The sequence below is a fragment of the Plantibacter sp. M259 genome, from assembly GCF_006065115.1.
GTDB lineage: Bacteria > Actinomycetota > Actinomycetes > Actinomycetales > Microbacteriaceae > Plantibacter > Plantibacter auratus.
Map to the genome: position 1 here is coordinate 3164391 of NZ_CP040750.1, position 14530 is coordinate 3178920.

A 14530-nucleotide genomic window follows, 5' to 3' on the forward strand; every position below is an offset into this window, starting at 1 on the left:
GAAACGTTGCAGATCTCGACGGGAGGGGGCGCCTTCGTGCGTACCCGTCGACAGGCCGGGAGTGGCGCTCGGGGGCGAGCGCCACTCCCGGCCGCTTTCCTGTCCGCCGCGCGGATCAGTCGATCCAGCTGACCTCGGGGGAGCGGTGGAAGGCGATGCCCGCGGCCGACCAGCCCTGAGCAAGCTCGGCCAGCCGGACCCGGAAGTCGCTCCACTCCGGCGTGCGTCGCTCCGACCAGCCGATCTCCGCGATGGACGCGACCCGTGGGAAGACGAGGAACTCGAGCGTCTGCACGTCGGCCACGGTCTCCGTCCAGAGCGGGGCCTCGACGCCGAGGATGTCCTGCTCACCGACGCCTTCGACGATCGCGGTCGGCTCCCAGACGGCGGAGCGTTCGACACTCGTGGGGCCGTCCGCCCAGGTGAGGCCGGCCGTCGCGACGTCGGGGTACTGCATGTCGAGGTAGGCGGCGTCGGCCGGGGACATGATGACCCGCCCGCCCTGATCGACGAACGAGCGCAGCTTGTCGGCGTGCCCGTCCTCGGGCGAGACGTAGTTCCAGTACTGGCCGATGGTGCCGGGGGCGAGGTCGCGTGACGCGCCGAACTCGTGCCAGGCGATCGCGGTCTTCCCGGTCGTGGCGACCAGCTCGGACACCCGACGGGCGAAGTGGAGGAAGTCGTCCTCGGTGGTGGCGAGCGCTTCATCGCCGCCCAGGTGGAGGTAGGGGCCCGGGGTCATCGCGGCGAGCTGGTTGAACACGTCGTCGAGGAACTCGTAGGTGGATTCGGCATGGATGTCGAGGCTCGAGAAGCCGACCTCCGTGCCGGTGTAGGGCTCGCGCGCGACGCCGTCCGGGTTGAGGTCCGGATACGCCGCGAGGACCGCGTTCGTGTGTCCTGGGACGTCGATCTCGGGGACGATCGTGACGCGGCGGTCGGCGGCGTACTCGACGATCGCCCGGTAGTCGTCGGCGCTGTACGAGCCGCCCGTGCCTCCACCGACCGCGGTCGCCGCACCGATCCCGGTGAGTTCCGGCCACCCGGCGATCTCGAGGCGCCACCCCTGGTCGTCGGTGAGGTGCAGGTGCAGGTGGTTGAGCTTGAGTGCGGCGATCTGGTCGATGAACCGCTGCACCTGCTCCACCGTGAAGAAGTGCCTCGCGACGTCGAGCATCGCGCCGCGGTAGGCGAAGCGCGGAGCGTCGTCGATGACGGTCGCGGTGATGATCCAGTCCTGTGCGCCGGCCGTCGGTGCCCAGTTGGCCGGCGGGAGGAGCTGCCTGAGCGTCTGCGTGCCGTGGTGCACTCCGTCGGCGTCCGTGCCGACGATCTCGACACCGGAGGCCGCGGCGGTCAATCGGTAGGCCCCGCTCGTCGTCGACAGGCGCGGGTCGATCGACAGCGTGATGTCCGTACCCGCGGAATCCACGATCTCCTCCGTGCCGTTGGTCTCGACCGGGAGCGTGAACCCCGTGGAAGCGCGCAGGGCGTCGGCGAGGATCCGGGCCGTGGTCGCCGCCGACGGGTCGGTACGGATCACCGAATCCGCCGACAACCGGAACGGGGGAGCGGAGACGTCCGTGGTCTGCAAGACGGGGCGGGGCAGCAGGCTCATGCGCGGTTCCTTCGGCGTCGGCGACGCGGGATCGTGGGGGCTGGAACGGGGTTTGTTCAGAGGGTGAACAAGCGTCGGGCCATCCTGACACACCGGCCCCCGCCGCTGCCCGGCCTCTCCACAGGACGGTGCGCGTCGGGCGTCCCGTTGCTATGCTGCTAGCAGTCGCAACTGGCGTATAGACGGAGTTCCGCTCCGCCTCAGATGGTTCACCATCGGGGAGCGACCCTGCACCTTGAAGACAAGGGCGGATTCGGCCGCACGCCTGGGCCGAAACGGCACATCACCGACATCCGTTCTGTCACAAAAGGGAGCCAGTCTTGTCCGACACCTTCAACGCGCCACTCTCCGAGGTCGATCCCGAGATCGCAGCGGTCCTCGAGCAGGAGCTCGGTCGCCAGCGCAACACCCTCGAGATGATCGCGAGCGAGAACTTCGTGCCCGTCTCCGTCCTGCAGTCGCAGGGCAGTGTCCTCACCAACAAGTACGCCGAGGGCTACCCGGGTCGTCGCTACTACGGCGGCTGCGAGTTCGTCGACATCGCCGAGTCCCTCGCGATCGAGCGGGCCAAGAGCCTCTTCGGTGCCGCGTACGCGAACGTCCAGCCGCACTCGGGCGCCACGGCCAACGCCGCGGTCCTCTCGGCGATCGCCACCCCCGGCGACACCATCCTCGGTCTCGAGCTCGCCCACGGTGGTCACCTCACCCACGGCATGAAGCTCAACTTCTCCGGCAAGCTCTACAACGCCGTCTCCTACGGCGTCGACCCCGAGACCTTCCTCGTCGACATGGACGTCGTCCGCGACAAGGCGCTCGAGCACAAGCCGCAGGTCATCATCGCCGGTTGGTCCGCCTACCCGCGCCAGCTCGACTTCGCCGCGTTCCGCGCGATCGCCGACGAGGTCGGCGCGAAGCTCTGGGTCGACATGGCGCACTTCGCCGGCCTCGTCGCCGCAGGTGTCCACCCGTCGCCCGTGCCGTTCGCCGACGTCGTGTCCTCCACCGTGCACAAGACCATCGGCGGCCCGCGCTCCGGCTTCATCGTGAGCCGCGACATGGAGCTCGCCAAGAAGCTCAACTCGAACGTGTTCCCCGGCCAGCAGGGCGGACCGCTCATGCACGTCATCGCCGCCAAGGCGACGGCGTTCAAGCTCGCCGCCACGGCGGAGTTCAAGGACCGTCAGGAGCGCACGCTCCGCGGTGCCAAGCTCCTCGCCGAGGCGCTCACCTCCGAGGCGTCCAAGGCCGCCGGCATCGACGTCCTCACCGGCGGTACCGACGTGCACCTCGTGCTCGCCGACCTCCGCACCTCCGAGCTCGACGGCCAGCAGGCCGAAGACCTCCTCCACGAGGTCGGCATCACGGTCAACCGCAACTCGGTGCCGTTCGACCCGCGCCCGCCGATGGTCACCTCCGGTCTGCGGATCGGTACCCCGGCACTCGCGACGCGTGGCTTCGGCGACACCGAGTTCGCCGAGGTTGCCGACATCATCGCCCTCGCGCTGCGCAACGGTGCCGAGGCCGGAGCCCTCCGGGAGCGCGTCACGGCGCTCGCCGAGCGCTTCCCGCTCTACCCCGGCCTCCAGCAGTAGGGCGCGGGCGCATGACCGCACAGATCCTCGACGGTAAGGCCACGGCCGCCGCCATCAAGTCCGAACTCGCGATCGAGGTGGCCGCGCTCAAGGAGCGCGGCATCTCGGTCGGGCTGGGCACCGTCCTCGTCGGGTCCGACCCGGGTTCGCAGTGGTACGTCGCCGGGAAGCACCGCGACTGCGCCGAGGTCGGCATGGAGTCGATCCGACGCGACCTGCCCGAGACGGTCTCGCAGGAGGAACTCGAGGCCGTCCTCGACGAGCTCAACGCCGATGAGAGCTGCACCGGCTACATCGTGCAGCTGCCGTTGCCGAAGCACATCGACACCGACGCGATCCTCGAGCGCATCGATCCTGAGAAGGACGCCGACGGGCTCCACCCGACCAACCTCGGTCGTCTCGTGCTCAACGTGAACCGCCCGATCCACACGCCGTTGCCATGCACGCCGAAGGGCGTCATCGAGCTGGTGGAACGTCACGGGATCAGCTGGGCGGGCAAGCACGTCGTCGTCGTGGGCCGCGGGGTCACCGTCGGTCGCGCGATCGGCCCGCTGCTCACCCGTCGCGAGTACAACGCGACGGTCACGCTGACGCACACCGGAACGGTCGGACTCGACGACATCCTCCGCACCGCCGACGTGATCGTCGCTGCGGCGGGCGTCCCCGGGATCGTCACGCGCGATGCCGTGAAGCCGGGCGTGATCGTCCTCGACGTCGGTGTGAGCCGTGAGACCGACCCCGAGACCGGCAAGTCCCGGGTCGTCGGCGACGTCGCCCCGGACGTGGCCGAGGTCGCCTCGTGGATCAGCCCGAACCCCGGTGGTGTCGGTCCCATGACGAGAGTCGGACTCCTCGCCAACGTCGTCCGCATGGCCACCCCCTAACCCTGCCCGCGAACTGTCACTCGACGCTAGTCCGAGCGGCCGGTACTAGCCGGAATTGACAGTTCGCGGGCAGGGGAGGGGAGGGTCAGGATTCTCGGGTGGCTCCTGCGGCGGGGCGGACGGGGAAGATGGTCGGGGCGGTGAAGGACGCCCCGGCGAACGCTGCCGTGACCGCCTCCGCCACGGCCGACGCCAGGGCGACGGGGACCAGCGCGATCGCCGCGCCCCCGAACCCACCACCGGTCATCCGCGACCCGATCGCACCGGCCGCCATCGACGTCTCGACGGCCAGGTCGAGTTCCGGAACCGAGATCTCGAAATCGTCACGCATCGACGCATGCGAGGCCACGAGCAGCTCGCCGATCGACGTCGGGCCGTGCTCGCGCAGGGTCCGGACGGTGTCGAGGACACGCTGGTTCTCCGTCACGACGTGACGGACGCGACGGAAGGTCTCGTCGTCGAGCAGCTCACGAGCGCGGTCGAGGTCGCCGACCGTGACGTCGCGGAGCGAGTCGGCGCCGAGCGCTGCAGCCCCCGCCTCGCAGGACGCCCGACGTGCCGCGTACCCGCCCGAGACGTGGGCGTGCTCGACGCGCGTGTCGATGACGAGCAGCTCGAGGTCGTGCTGCTCGAAGCCGAGGGGGATGACGTCGGTCTCGAGCGAGCGGCAGTCGAGGAAGACGCCGCAGTCACGCTGGCCGAGGAGCGACGCCGACTGGTCCATGATGCCGGTCGGAGCACCGACCGCCCGGTTCTCGGCGAGCTGGCAGATCTTCGCGAGCGTCCGGCGGTCGTGGTCGAGGTGCCAGATCTCGGTGAGTGCGACGGCGACCGAGGCCTCGATGGCCGCGGAGGAGGAGAGGCCGGCCCCGACCGGGACGTCGGAGTCGATGTAGATGTCGACCCCGGGCACCTCCTGCAATGGTGCCCCGAACTGGCCGAGCGCCCACGCGACGCCGAGCGGGTAGGCGGACCAGCCGTGCAGGGCGTCGGGATCGAGCGAGCGCACCGAGACCTCGACGATCTCGGGTGAGAAGCTGCTCGACACCCGGATGCGGTCGTCGTCCCGACGCCGGACGGCTGCGACGGTGCGGCGGTCGATCGCCATCGGGAACACGAAGCCGTCGTTGTAGTCGGTGTGCTCGCCGATGATGTTCACGCGGCCGGGCGCGGTCCAGAGGCCGTGCGGTTCGCTGCCGAAGGCGTTCTCGAATCCGTTCGTGGCGGTGCGCTGCAGGTCGGTCATACGGGGTTCTCCTCGTCGGCTGCGGCGATCGCGGCGCGCAGGGCGGTGGCGGTGGTCTCGGGCGGGACGTCGCCGATCCAGGCGCCCATGGCGGCCTCGGAGCCAGCCAGGTACTTCAAGCGGTCGGCTCCACGACGCGGGGAGGTGAGCTGCAGGTGCAGTCGGAGCTCGTCGCGGTGGACGCGGGTCGGGGCCTGGTGCCAGGCGGCGATGTACGGGGTCGGGGTGTCGTACAGGGCGTCGACGCCGCGGAGCAGTCGCAGGTAGAGGACGGCGAGTTCGTCGCGTTCCTCGAGCGAGGTCGCGGCGAAGTCGGGCACATGCCGGTGGGGGAGCAGGTGCACCTCGATGGGCCAGCGCGCCGCGAACGGGACGAACGCCGTCCAGTGCTCGCCGGCGAGGACGACGCGCTCGTCAGCCTGCTCCGCGGCGAGGATGTCGGCGAAGAGTCCGGGACCGTAGGCCTCGCTCGCGGCGATGAGTCGCTGCGTGCGCGGGGTCACGTACGGGTAGGAGTAGATCTGTCCGTGCGGGTGGTGGAGCGTGACACCGATCTGCTCTCCACGGTTCTCGAAGGGGAACACCTGCTGGATCGAGTCGATCTGCGACAGCGCGTGCGTCCGGCGGGCCCACGCTTCGATCACCGTGCGCGCCCGCGTGCGGGACAGCGAACCGAAGGAGCCGGTGCTCGACGGGCTGAAGCTCACGACCTCGCAGCGGCCGACCGAGGTGCGCGTCCGGCCGATCCCGATCGTCTCGAGGTCGGCGAGATCGACCGGTGCGTTCTCGTCTTCGAGCAGCGGTCCGAAGGACGGCGACTTGTTCTCGAAGACCGCGACGTCGTACTGGTCGGGGATCTCGGAGGGGTTGGACGGGCTCGCGGGTGCGAGCGGGTCGAGGTTCGCGGGTGGCAGCATCACGCGGTTCTGGCGAGCGGCGGCGATCGAGATCCACTCACCGGTCAGCGGGTCCTGGCGCATGGACGCGGTCGGTGGTCGTGGCGCGAGCTCGCGTGCGTCGGGCAGGCGCTCCGCGGGCAGCGTCGTGTCGACGTCGTCGAAGTAGATGAGTTCGCGACCGTCGGCGAGGCGCTGGGTCGAGCTCGCGATCGCCGGGTCGATGACGAAGGTGTCGTCGAGTGGGGGCATGGGGATCCTCAGAACGGGTTGTCGAAAGGAAACGTACAACGTTTCGCCTTGAAAAGTATAGGCAAGTCAGCGAAGATTCAAGCATGTCCGACGACGAGCCGATGCAGTTGCCCGCCCCACTGCGTCGCGACCGCATCCGCGAGCTCCTCGACGAGCGCGGCTTCGTGCGCGTGGCCGACATCTCCGACGACTTCGGTGTCTCCCGGGTGACCGCCCGGACGGACCTCGACACCCTGGTCGACCAGGGCGAGGCCGTCCGCGTGCACGGCGGCGCGATGCCGGTGCAGGGACGAGGCGCCGTGGAGTCGCCGATCGAACTCGCGACCGCGACCTCGGCCCACGCGAAGCAGCGGATCGGTGAGGCGGCGGCCGCGATGGTGCGCTCCGGCCAGAGCGTGATCGTCGACGTCGGCAGCACCGGCCTCGCACTCGCCCGCGCGCTCAAGGCTCGCCGCGACCTTGCCGACGTCGTGGTCATCACGAACGGCCTGACGATCGCGCTCGAACTCGAGTCGGAGATCCCGAGGTTCTCGGTGATCGTCACGGGTGGATCGCTCCGACCGCTGCAGCATTCGCTCGTCGATCCACTCGCCGGGTCGCTGCTCGGCCAGGTCCACGCCGATCTCGCCTTCATCGGCTGCAACGGTGTCGACGCTGCCCATGGCGTGACCAACGTCAACCTGCCCGAGGCCGAGGTGAAGGCCAGGATGGTCCGCGCCGCCGAGCGGGTGGTCGTGGTCGCCGACGCCTCGAAGCTCGGTGTGCGGCAGCTCGGCCTGATCGCCGGCCTGGAGGCCTTCGACGCCCTCCTGACCGACGACGGGGCCGCACCCGAGACCATCGCACTCCTCCGGGAAGCCGGACTCGCGGTGACGCTGGTCCCACTCGGCGACTGACCTCACGCGGCGTCGCGCCGTGCCCCACTACTCGCGCCCTGACTGCCCGATGCGGCAGCATGGTCGTATGAGTGATCGAGCGCATCCGGCCGTGTCCATCGTCGAGCAGACGCTGCGTGATCGCGGGGCCCAGGGGGAGGTCACGTGGCTCGACGGTGCTGCACGGACGGCGGCGCTCGCAGCGGAGGCGTTGGGGATCGAGGTCGGGGCGATCGCGAACTCCCTCGTCTTCACGCTCGACGGCGAGCCGACGCTGATCCTCACGAGCGGCGCCCACCGTGTCGACACCGCCTGGGTCGGCGAGCGGCTCGGTGGACGCCTGAAGCGTGCTGACGCCGAGGTCGTCAAGGCGGCGACGGGACAGGTGATCGGTGGCGTCGCGCCCGTCGGTCACCCGGAACCGATCCGCACCTATGTGGACGAGGCGCTCGCCGCCTACCCGGAGGTCTGGGCCGCAGCAGGCCATGCGCACACGGTGTTCCCGACGACCTTCGAGGAGCTCGTGCGGGTGACCGGCGGGCAGGTCATCGCGGTGGAGCCGCCGAAGGATCCTGCGGGGTCGTCGGCAGCTGCGTCGGTGTAGCCACCGGAGCGGCCATGGAGGCCGGCGGCGTCTCGTGCTGCTTCGTCACCCGGCTCGGTGGCAGCGGAGCCGTCGCGGTCACGCCGTTCCTGCGCCCCCACCAGGTGCTCACGACGGCTGCGGCGATGCAGAGCGCCATCGGGATGAGCATGAACGGTCCGCCGGCGCCCTCGCCCCGTTCGAAGACCTGGTCGGTTTGTGACATGAGGGCCGTGGGGACGAGGAGGAGGACGTTGTTCGTCGCGTGGATGAGCACCGGAGCCTCGAGACCGCCAGTCCCGCGGGCGGCGAACGACATCGAGGCGCCGAACACGAAGTAGTAGGCGATGAGCCAGGGGTCACCGGCGAAGTGCACCGAGGCGAAGACCGCGCCGGAGACCACCGTGCCGACGAGGAAGGCCGTCATCGGTCGACTGAACCAGGATCCGACGGAACGCTGGATGAGGCCGCGCGCCCCGTACTCCTCGCCGGCCGACTGCAGCGGCGTCGTGAGGATCACGACGGCCAGCATCGCGATCATGGTGCCGTCGACCACGATGGGATCGAGTGGGGAGAGCAGGACGGACGCGCCGACGTACACGATCCACACCGGCACGATGATGAGCGCGAGACGCCCGAACCAGCGCCAGCGGAAGCGCCCCTCCACCGAGGACAGCCACCGCGGACGGACGCCGAAGATCGCCCACTGGATGAGCATCGACACCGGGATGAGCGCGGCGAGCGACAGGTTGTTGGCGAGCATCGTCACCGGCGTCAGGGTCATGAGGCCGTTCGCGACGTCGTCGAGCGTGTACGCCCCGGTGGCCACGTCCACGATGAGCGCGATGCCACCGAGCGCGATCGAGAGGATCAGGAACCCGACGACGAGCAGGAGGAGTGCGAGGGCGCCGCGCCACCAGGCCGGTGCGGCGCGGAGGGCGTGGTCGTACGTCGCGAGCTGCCGCTGGGGTACGGCTGGATCGACGGGTGTCGAGGCCTGTGTCGTCGAGGGTGATGGCGAAGGCGTCTGCGGGTGCTGTCCAGGGTTCGTCATGCTGCCAGGGTAGGCAGCGGTCGCGCCAGAACGCGTCCCCCGAGCGATGGACGACGAGCGACGGATAGGCCGTGATTGGTCTGGTCCCCGCCGCGCGACGGTGGGAGACTGACCGGTATGGCCGGACACCGCATCTTCACGACGAGCTTCGCCAGCGTGTACCCGCTCTACGTCGCGAAGGCGGAGCGGAAGGGCCACACGAAGGACGAGGTGGACCAGGTCATCACCTGGCTCACGGGCTACGACGACGCCGCGATCGAACGGGTGCTCTCCGACGGTACCGACTTCGAGACCTTCTTCGCCGAAGCACCGGCGATGCACCCCAACGCATCGCTCATCACGGGGCTCATCTGCGGCATTCGCGTCGAGGAGATCGAGGATCCCCTCATGCAGCGCGTCCGTCAGTTGGACAAGCTCGTGGACGAGGTCGCGAAGGGGAAGAAGATGACCTCGATCCTCCGCGCCTCCGCCTGACCGCCGACCGCGTGGCCCTCCGATGACGCAGACGGCCGCCGCGCGAGTGCGCGACGGCCGTGTGCTCGGAACCCGGTGGGATCAGTGCGCGAGCACCGGTTCCGCAGACGCCTCCGGGGCGTGGTGCAGCGCGAGTCCCTGGTTGCGTCGGCGGAACAGCAGTGCCGCCGTCACCGCGCCGACCGCGAAGAAGCCCGCACCCCAGAAGTACGCGGTCTGGTAGCTCTGGATCGCGGCCTGCGCCAGCACCTCGGGGGTGGGCGGCGTGTTGTCCGTCACGTAGGACGTGGCGGCGCTCGCCGCGAGGGTGTTGAGCAGCGCCACACCGATCGAACCGCCGACCTGCTGGCTCGTGTTGACCGTCGCCGAAGCGACCCCGGCGAACGCCCGGTCCACACCGAGTGTCGCGGTCTGCATCGACGCGGGCATGATCGATCCCATCGCGAAGCCGAGCACCATGAGGGCCGGCATGACGTTCGCGACGTAGGAGCTGTCGAGGTCGAGTCGGGTGAGGAGGAGCATGCCGATCGCACCGAGCGTCATGCCGAACGGCACCATCACCTTCGGTCCGAAGCGCGGGACGAGGAGGTTGGTCCCCAGCTGTGCGGCGAGCACGAGCATCGCGATCATCGGGAGGAAGGCGAAGCCCGTCTGCTGCGGTGAGTACCCGAGCGAGGCCTGCAGGTAGTACGTGACGAAGAGGAAGATGCCGAACATCCCGGCTCCGGCGATCATGACCGAGATGAACGCGGCACCGCGGTTGCGGTCGAGGACGATCGACAACGGGAGGAGTGGGTGCGCAGCCCGGCGCTGCCAGAGGACGAACACGACGAGGAGCACGGCTGCGGCGGCGAGGAAGGCCCAGCTGAGCGGCGAGTCCCACCCGTCGGTCTCGGCGTTGGCGAAGCCGTACACGAGGCTGAACAACGCACCCGAGACGAGGACGGTGCCCGGAACGTCGAGCTTGGGGCGGGGGCCGGTCGCCTTCGGGGTGGTGATGAAGAGGACCGCCCCGACGATGGCGACCACGGCGATCACGACGTTGATGTACAGGTTCCAGCGCCAGTCGAACTGCTCGGTGAGGAATCCGCCGAGGAGGAGACCGACCGCGCCACCTGCGCCGGCGATCGCACCGAAGACGCCGAACGCGCGGGCGCGCTCCTTCGGGATCGTGAAGGTGGTCGTCAGCATCGCGAGCGCGGTCGGTGCGAGGAGGGCGGCGAAGACGCCCTGCAGCGCCCGCGCGGCGACGAGGGTGCCGAACGAGTCCGCGGCGCCTCCGAGGGCCGAGGCGATCGCGAACCCGACGAGCCCGATGATGAACGCCCGCTTCCGGCCCATGAGGTCGGACAGGCGTCCGCCGAGCAGCAGCAGGCTGCCGAAGGCGAGGGAGTAGGCGGTGACGATCCACTGGCGGTCGCCGTCGGAGAATCCGAGGTCGGCCTGCGCGGCGGGCATCGCGATGTTCACGACGGTGGCGTCGAGCACGACCATGAGCTGGGCGAGGCCGACGGTGACGAGCGTCCACCAGCGGCGTGAGGAGACTGCCGGGGTTCCGGCGGCGAGGTTCGAAGTCATGCTGAGGACTCTATACGGAACTGGACAGTTTCGGAACCGCGTAGTTCCAGAACGTTCAAGTTCCTGAACTATGCTGTTCCGGGAGACGAAAGGGAGGTGAGCCGCGATGACGCAGCTCGAGACCCCACCCGCAGCGCCGAAGCTCGGCCGGAAGCGCGACCACACACGGGACGCCGAGATCCTCGACGCCGCGCTCGACGTCCTCGCCGACACGGGCTACGCCGGGATGACGGTCGACATGGTCGCCGCGCGGGCGAAGGCCGGCAAGGCGACGCTCTACCGCCGATGGGCGTCGAAGTCCGAACTCGTGATCGACGCGGTCGCCTGCATGAAGCAGATCGATCCCGACTTCTCCAAGTTGCCCGACACCGGCTCGCTCCGCGGCGATCTCGTCGCGATGATCAAGGCGCCGTCCATCGCCGAGGGTGAGCGCAAGATGCGCGTGTTCGCCGGCGTGATGTCGATGATCTCGGATGCCCCGGAGCTCACCGAGTCCATCCACGCGGCGATCGTGGAGCCGCGCATGGCCGTCAACCGCTTCCTGTTGCAGCGCGCGATCGACCGCGGTGAGATCCGTGCGGACGCCGATGTGGAGACGTTGTCACTCGTGAGTCAGGCGATGGTCAGCTACCGCGTCCTCATGCTGCGCGAGCCGGTGACGCGTGACTTCCTCATCTCGGTGATCGACGGCGTCATCATCCCGGCCGTCCGGAAGTAGCTCGATGACCGACGGACCCGTCCGACCTCGAACCGGGCTGCTCGATCACGCGGCGCCGGTCCACGTCGGGACGCCCGACGCCGCATTGAGCTTCTCCGGCTTCCGCGATCCGGGCGGACGCCACCTCATCGTCGATGGCGCGGAGGCGTTCGAGTTGAGCTTCCCGTGCGGAAGCTGCGCGCTGCTGTTCCGTCGTCTGGACGAGGGTGCTCGGGCGCTCGCCGCAGACGCACTGCACGATCACCTGGACGAGGGCGTGCCCGCGATCGACGATCCTTCGTTACGCGACCTCGTGTCGACGATCCTGCCCGAGGGGACCTACCTGCCGCTCCTGCTGTCCATCGAGCCCGTCCTGGTCGCTCCGGGTGACGATCACGACTACTTCTCGCGGGAACAGGTCGCGCACCGCGGCATCGACCCCACGCTTGGTGCGCCGGAGGACCCGGCGACCGGCTACTACCGCGGCCCGACCCGGACGACCGGCGAGCACGAGACCCTCTTCGAATTCCTCGTGCCGATGGTGCCGCCCGGTTGGAACGACCGCGAGCGCGTGGCCTCGTATGAGGAGTGGCTTCGCGCCGGGGGAGCGGCGACCGTGCTCGCGGTCTCCGTGCTGGACCGGACGCAGCCGTTCGACAGCTTCGACGCCCACACGGGTCTCGTGCACTTCGTGCTCGACGGCCACCACAAGCTGGAAGCAGCCGCGCGTCTCGGGGTCGCGATCACGGTCCTGTCATTCGTCTCGATCGACGCGAGCCTCGCGGACGAGGCGACGGCGGCTGGCCTCCCGGAGCTGCTCGCGCGCTGATCACGTGGGGCGTGACGGGGTGGACCACGTCGGGTGTGAGACCGGGTGGGTCACGCAGCGCTGGATCCCCCGATCCCTGCGTGACCCACCGGTCGAGGCGGTGAGCGTCGCAACCCCCGTCGCGAACACACAGTCCACTGAAGCGTGGACTGCGGCGGCATCACCTCCACCAGTGTGACACGAATAAGTCGTTCGTACCACTTATCGAGAAGAGGTCGGTTGTGTGAGCTCCGAGCCCCTAGGCTGAGGCCCCGACCGGCCCCACGGTCGACGGATACGGCGCCGATGGATCGGGGCCGGAACACAGGCTGCCCGAGGAGGTCAGGATGCCGGGGACACGGCGAACGCCCACGCAGGAACGCGGACAGGTGACGCAGGATGCGATCGTCGAGGGCGCCGCGACCGTCTTCGACCGCATCGGCTACGGGAACGCGAGTCTGTCGATGATCGCGGAAGCGTCCGGGATCTCGCAGGGGTCCATGTACTTCCACTTCAAGTCGAAGGAGCAGATCGCCCTCGCGGTCATCCACGAGCAGCACGACCGGTCGATGCCGCTCATGGCGCGGGTGTCGGAACAATACGACGGGGTTCTTGAACGGCTCATCCGGGTCTCGCGCGCCATCGTCGACCAACTCGAGAACGACCCGGTGGTCCGTGCCGGGATCAGGCTCACGCTCGATGAGGGTTCGCTGAGCCAACCGGCCGGTGCGTTCTACGAGGACTGGATCTCGGGGACGGCCGCTCAGCTCGACGTCGCGCTGCAAGCCGGGGATCTGGTGAGTTCGATGTCGGCGCCGGATCTGGCCCGCACGTTGATCGGATTCTTCACCGGTGTCCAGTTGACCGCCCAGGCGACGGTCGGGCGCTCGGACATCGCAGCGTCGGTGGACCGCATGTGGCGGCTCGCGATCGACGCCATCGTCCCCGAGACGCGGCGGTCAGCGGCGACGCAGGCCCGCGAGGACGCCTTCGGTGCTGTGGGCGACCCGCGCACGACACGACCTGCCGCGTCGATGTAACCATCCACGCTCGGCGATGGACGGGTGACGACCATGCATTTCGACGTGACGCGATCGACTACCGCGTCGGTGGTGGGCCCGGTGGGGCTCGAACCCACGACCCGCGGATTAAAAGTCCGATGCTCTGCCAACTGAGCTACAGGCCCATACGCGCTCTACTCTACGAGATTTCGACGGCACCCGTTGACGCGCAGGTCCGGGCCAGAGGGGAGGATCGCGCGCCGGGGCGAGTACCGTTGTCGGGTGCGCGAAACGCGTCGCAGGGAGGAGCAGGCATGACCGAGGGATTCCATCGTCCGACGAAGCTCCCGCCGTCGATGCTCGAAGCGATCCAGGGCGGCCTCGACCCGGAGGCGGTCTCGAGGATCACCCATGAGACGGCCGTCGCGCTCCTCACCCGGGTGCGGGCGGATCCGGACCCTGCCGTGGTCGAACGCCTCGTGACGTACACGGACGAGCACGGGATCGACGCCATCGCCGAACTCTGGTCGCACGCCAGCCCGCGGAGTCTCCCCGGAGCCCTCTGGCGGATCTACCTACTGCGCCTGCTCATCCGGCAGGACCCGGTGGGGACGAGCTTCAGCTTCCAGCGGGGCACCGAGCTCATCACCACCGTCGACCCCGTGATCGCCGGCGCGGCCGAGCCGACCGGGCCGGAGGAGATCATCGTCCTCGCCGACCAGATCCTCCGCGGGCTGTACACCGGTGACTTCGCGATCGCCCTCGAGCGGGCGGCGTCCTTCTGCCGGATCAACGCGGTCGGTTGCACCTCCCTCGCAAACGACCGGGACGCGGTCGACCCCGCCGACGCCGCGCGACTCACCACGAAGGCCGCACGGTTCAGCACCATCGCCGAGGAGCTCGCCGGATGCGCCCGACTGTGGCGCACCGACTCCCTGGACTGACCGAGGCGCACTGGTCAAGGCCCACGAG

Annotated in this window: 14 protein-coding genes, 1 tRNA gene and 1 riboswitch; of the genes, 9 read left to right on the plus strand and 6 right to left on the minus strand. The window is 69.3% G+C overall.

The window, feature by feature from the left end:
- Positions 1-115 precede the first annotated feature (115 nt).
- Complete coding sequence (locus FGL15_RS14800; protein WP_138946563.1) at positions 116-1618, minus strand: family 20 glycosylhydrolase; 1503 nt, start codon at positions 1616-1618, stop codon at positions 116-118.
- A gap of 159 nt (positions 1619-1777) precedes the next feature.
- A riboswitch (ZMP/ZTP riboswitch) is annotated at positions 1778-1896 on the plus strand.
- A 42-nt stretch (positions 1897-1938) separates the two neighbouring features.
- Between FGL15_RS14800 and glyA the strand changes: the two genes are divergently transcribed.
- Entirely contained in the window at positions 1939-3210 is a 1272-nt protein-coding gene (gene glyA, locus FGL15_RS14805) for a serine hydroxymethyltransferase (protein WP_064296623.1), read from the plus strand.
- Positions 3211-3221: 11 nt separating this feature from the next.
- Entirely contained in the window at positions 3222-4094 is an 873-nt protein-coding gene (locus FGL15_RS14810) for a bifunctional methylenetetrahydrofolate dehydrogenase/methenyltetrahydrofolate cyclohydrolase (RefSeq protein WP_071259424.1), read from the plus strand.
- A gap of 85 nt (positions 4095-4179) precedes the next feature.
- Here the strand turns inward: FGL15_RS14810 and galK are convergent, their stop codons facing one another.
- Positions 4180-5340, minus strand: a complete 1161-nt coding sequence (gene galK / locus FGL15_RS14815) for a galactokinase (protein ID WP_138946564.1) — start codon at positions 5338-5340, stop codon at positions 4180-4182.
- Positions 5337-6488 (minus strand): galactose-1-phosphate uridylyltransferase, encoded by a 1152-nt coding sequence (gene galT, locus FGL15_RS14820; RefSeq protein WP_086474413.1) that lies wholly within the window; start codon positions 6486-6488, stop codon positions 5337-5339. Before galT ends, galK begins: the two co-directional genes overlap by 4 nt.
- Before the next feature lie 83 nt (positions 6489-6571).
- Here galT and FGL15_RS14825 point away from each other — a divergent pair, with 83 nt between their 5' ends.
- Positions 6572-7384 (plus strand): DeoR/GlpR family DNA-binding transcription regulator, encoded by an 813-nt coding sequence (locus tag FGL15_RS14825; protein ID WP_138946565.1) that lies wholly within the window; start codon positions 6572-6574, stop codon positions 7382-7384.
- 67 nt (positions 7385-7451) lie between these two features.
- Entirely contained in the window at positions 7452-7967 is a 516-nt protein-coding gene (locus FGL15_RS14830) for a YbaK/EbsC family protein (protein WP_138946566.1), read from the plus strand.
- Here the strand turns inward: FGL15_RS14830 and FGL15_RS14835 are convergent.
- Positions 7909-9000, minus strand: coding sequence for a CPBP family intramembrane glutamic endopeptidase (locus FGL15_RS14835; protein ID WP_138946567.1), 1092 nt, complete (start codon positions 8998-9000; stop codon positions 7909-7911). The two genes, FGL15_RS14830 and FGL15_RS14835, sit on opposite strands and share 59 nt — an antisense overlap.
- Before the next feature lie 117 nt (positions 9001-9117).
- Between FGL15_RS14835 and FGL15_RS14840 the strand changes: the two genes are divergently transcribed.
- Positions 9118-9474, plus strand: a complete 357-nt coding sequence (locus tag FGL15_RS14840; protein ID WP_138946568.1) for a DUF2200 domain-containing protein — start codon at positions 9118-9120, stop codon at positions 9472-9474.
- An 81-nt stretch (positions 9475-9555) separates the two neighbouring features.
- On the opposite strand, the gene FGL15_RS14845 is transcribed toward FGL15_RS14840, so the two are convergent.
- Positions 9556-11052: an MFS transporter gene (locus FGL15_RS14845; RefSeq protein WP_138946569.1), complete on the minus strand. Its 1497-nt coding sequence runs from the start codon at positions 11050-11052 to the stop codon at positions 9556-9558.
- 106 nt (positions 11053-11158) lie between these two features.
- On the opposite strand from FGL15_RS14845, the gene FGL15_RS14850 reads away from it, so the two are divergent.
- The 3 genes from FGL15_RS14850 (at position 11159) to FGL15_RS14860 (ending at position 13597) form a co-directional block, all read left to right on the plus strand.
- A complete protein-coding gene (locus tag FGL15_RS14850) occupies positions 11159-11770 on the plus strand; it encodes a TetR/AcrR family transcriptional regulator (RefSeq protein WP_138946570.1) in 612 nt (203 codons plus the stop codon).
- 4 nt (positions 11771-11774) lie between these two features.
- Positions 11775-12578, plus strand: coding sequence for a hypothetical protein (locus tag FGL15_RS14855; protein WP_138946571.1), 804 nt, complete (start codon positions 11775-11777; stop codon positions 12576-12578).
- Positions 12579-12904: 326 nt separating this feature from the next.
- Positions 12905-13597: a ScbR family autoregulator-binding transcription factor gene (locus FGL15_RS14860; protein ID WP_138946572.1), complete on the plus strand. Its 693-nt coding sequence runs from the start codon at positions 12905-12907 to the stop codon at positions 13595-13597.
- A 70-nt stretch (positions 13598-13667) separates the two neighbouring features.
- On the opposite strand, the gene FGL15_RS14865 is transcribed toward FGL15_RS14860, so the two are convergent.
- Positions 13668-13743, minus strand: a tRNA-Lys gene (locus tag FGL15_RS14865).
- 129 nt (positions 13744-13872) lie between these two features.
- On the opposite strand from FGL15_RS14865, the gene FGL15_RS14870 reads away from it, so the two are divergent.
- On the plus strand, positions 13873-14502 hold the full coding sequence (locus FGL15_RS14870; protein WP_138946573.1) for a DNA-directed RNA polymerase subunit beta: 630 nt from the start codon (positions 13873-13875) through the stop codon (positions 14500-14502).
- Positions 14503-14530: the final 28 nt, after the last annotated feature.

Coding starts and splice junctions, on each gene's coding strand:
- FGL15_RS14800 (WP_138946563.1), bottom strand. CDS start 1,618: ATGAGCCTGCTGCCCCGCCCCGTCTTGCAGACCACGGACGTCTCCGCT.
- FGL15_RS14810 (WP_071259424.1), top strand. CDS start 3,222: ATGACCGCACAGATCCTCGACGGTAAGGCCACGGCCGCCGCCATCAAG.
- galK (WP_138946564.1), bottom strand. CDS start 5,340: ATGACCGACCTGCAGCGCACCGCCACGAACGGATTCGAGAACGCCTTC.
- galT (WP_086474413.1), bottom strand. CDS start 6,488: ATGCCCCCACTCGACGACACCTTCGTCATCGACCCGGCGATCGCGAGC.
- FGL15_RS14825 (WP_138946565.1), top strand. CDS start 6,572: ATGTCCGACGACGAGCCGATGCAGTTGCCCGCCCCACTGCGTCGCGAC.
- FGL15_RS14830 (WP_138946566.1), top strand. CDS start 7,452: ATGAGTGATCGAGCGCATCCGGCCGTGTCCATCGTCGAGCAGACGCTG.
- FGL15_RS14835 (WP_138946567.1), bottom strand. CDS start 9,000: ATGACGAACCCTGGACAGCACCCGCAGACGCCTTCGCCATCACCCTCG.
- FGL15_RS14840 (WP_138946568.1), top strand. CDS start 9,118: ATGGCCGGACACCGCATCTTCACGACGAGCTTCGCCAGCGTGTACCCG.
- FGL15_RS14845 (WP_138946569.1), bottom strand. CDS start 11,052: ATGACTTCGAACCTCGCCGCCGGAACCCCGGCAGTCTCCTCACGCCGC.
- FGL15_RS14850 (WP_138946570.1), top strand. CDS start 11,159: ATGACGCAGCTCGAGACCCCACCCGCAGCGCCGAAGCTCGGCCGGAAG.
- FGL15_RS14855 (WP_138946571.1), top strand. CDS start 11,775: ATGACCGACGGACCCGTCCGACCTCGAACCGGGCTGCTCGATCACGCG.
- FGL15_RS14860 (WP_138946572.1), top strand. CDS start 12,905: ATGCCGGGGACACGGCGAACGCCCACGCAGGAACGCGGACAGGTGACG.
- FGL15_RS14870 (WP_138946573.1), top strand. CDS start 13,873: ATGACCGAGGGATTCCATCGTCCGACGAAGCTCCCGCCGTCGATGCTC.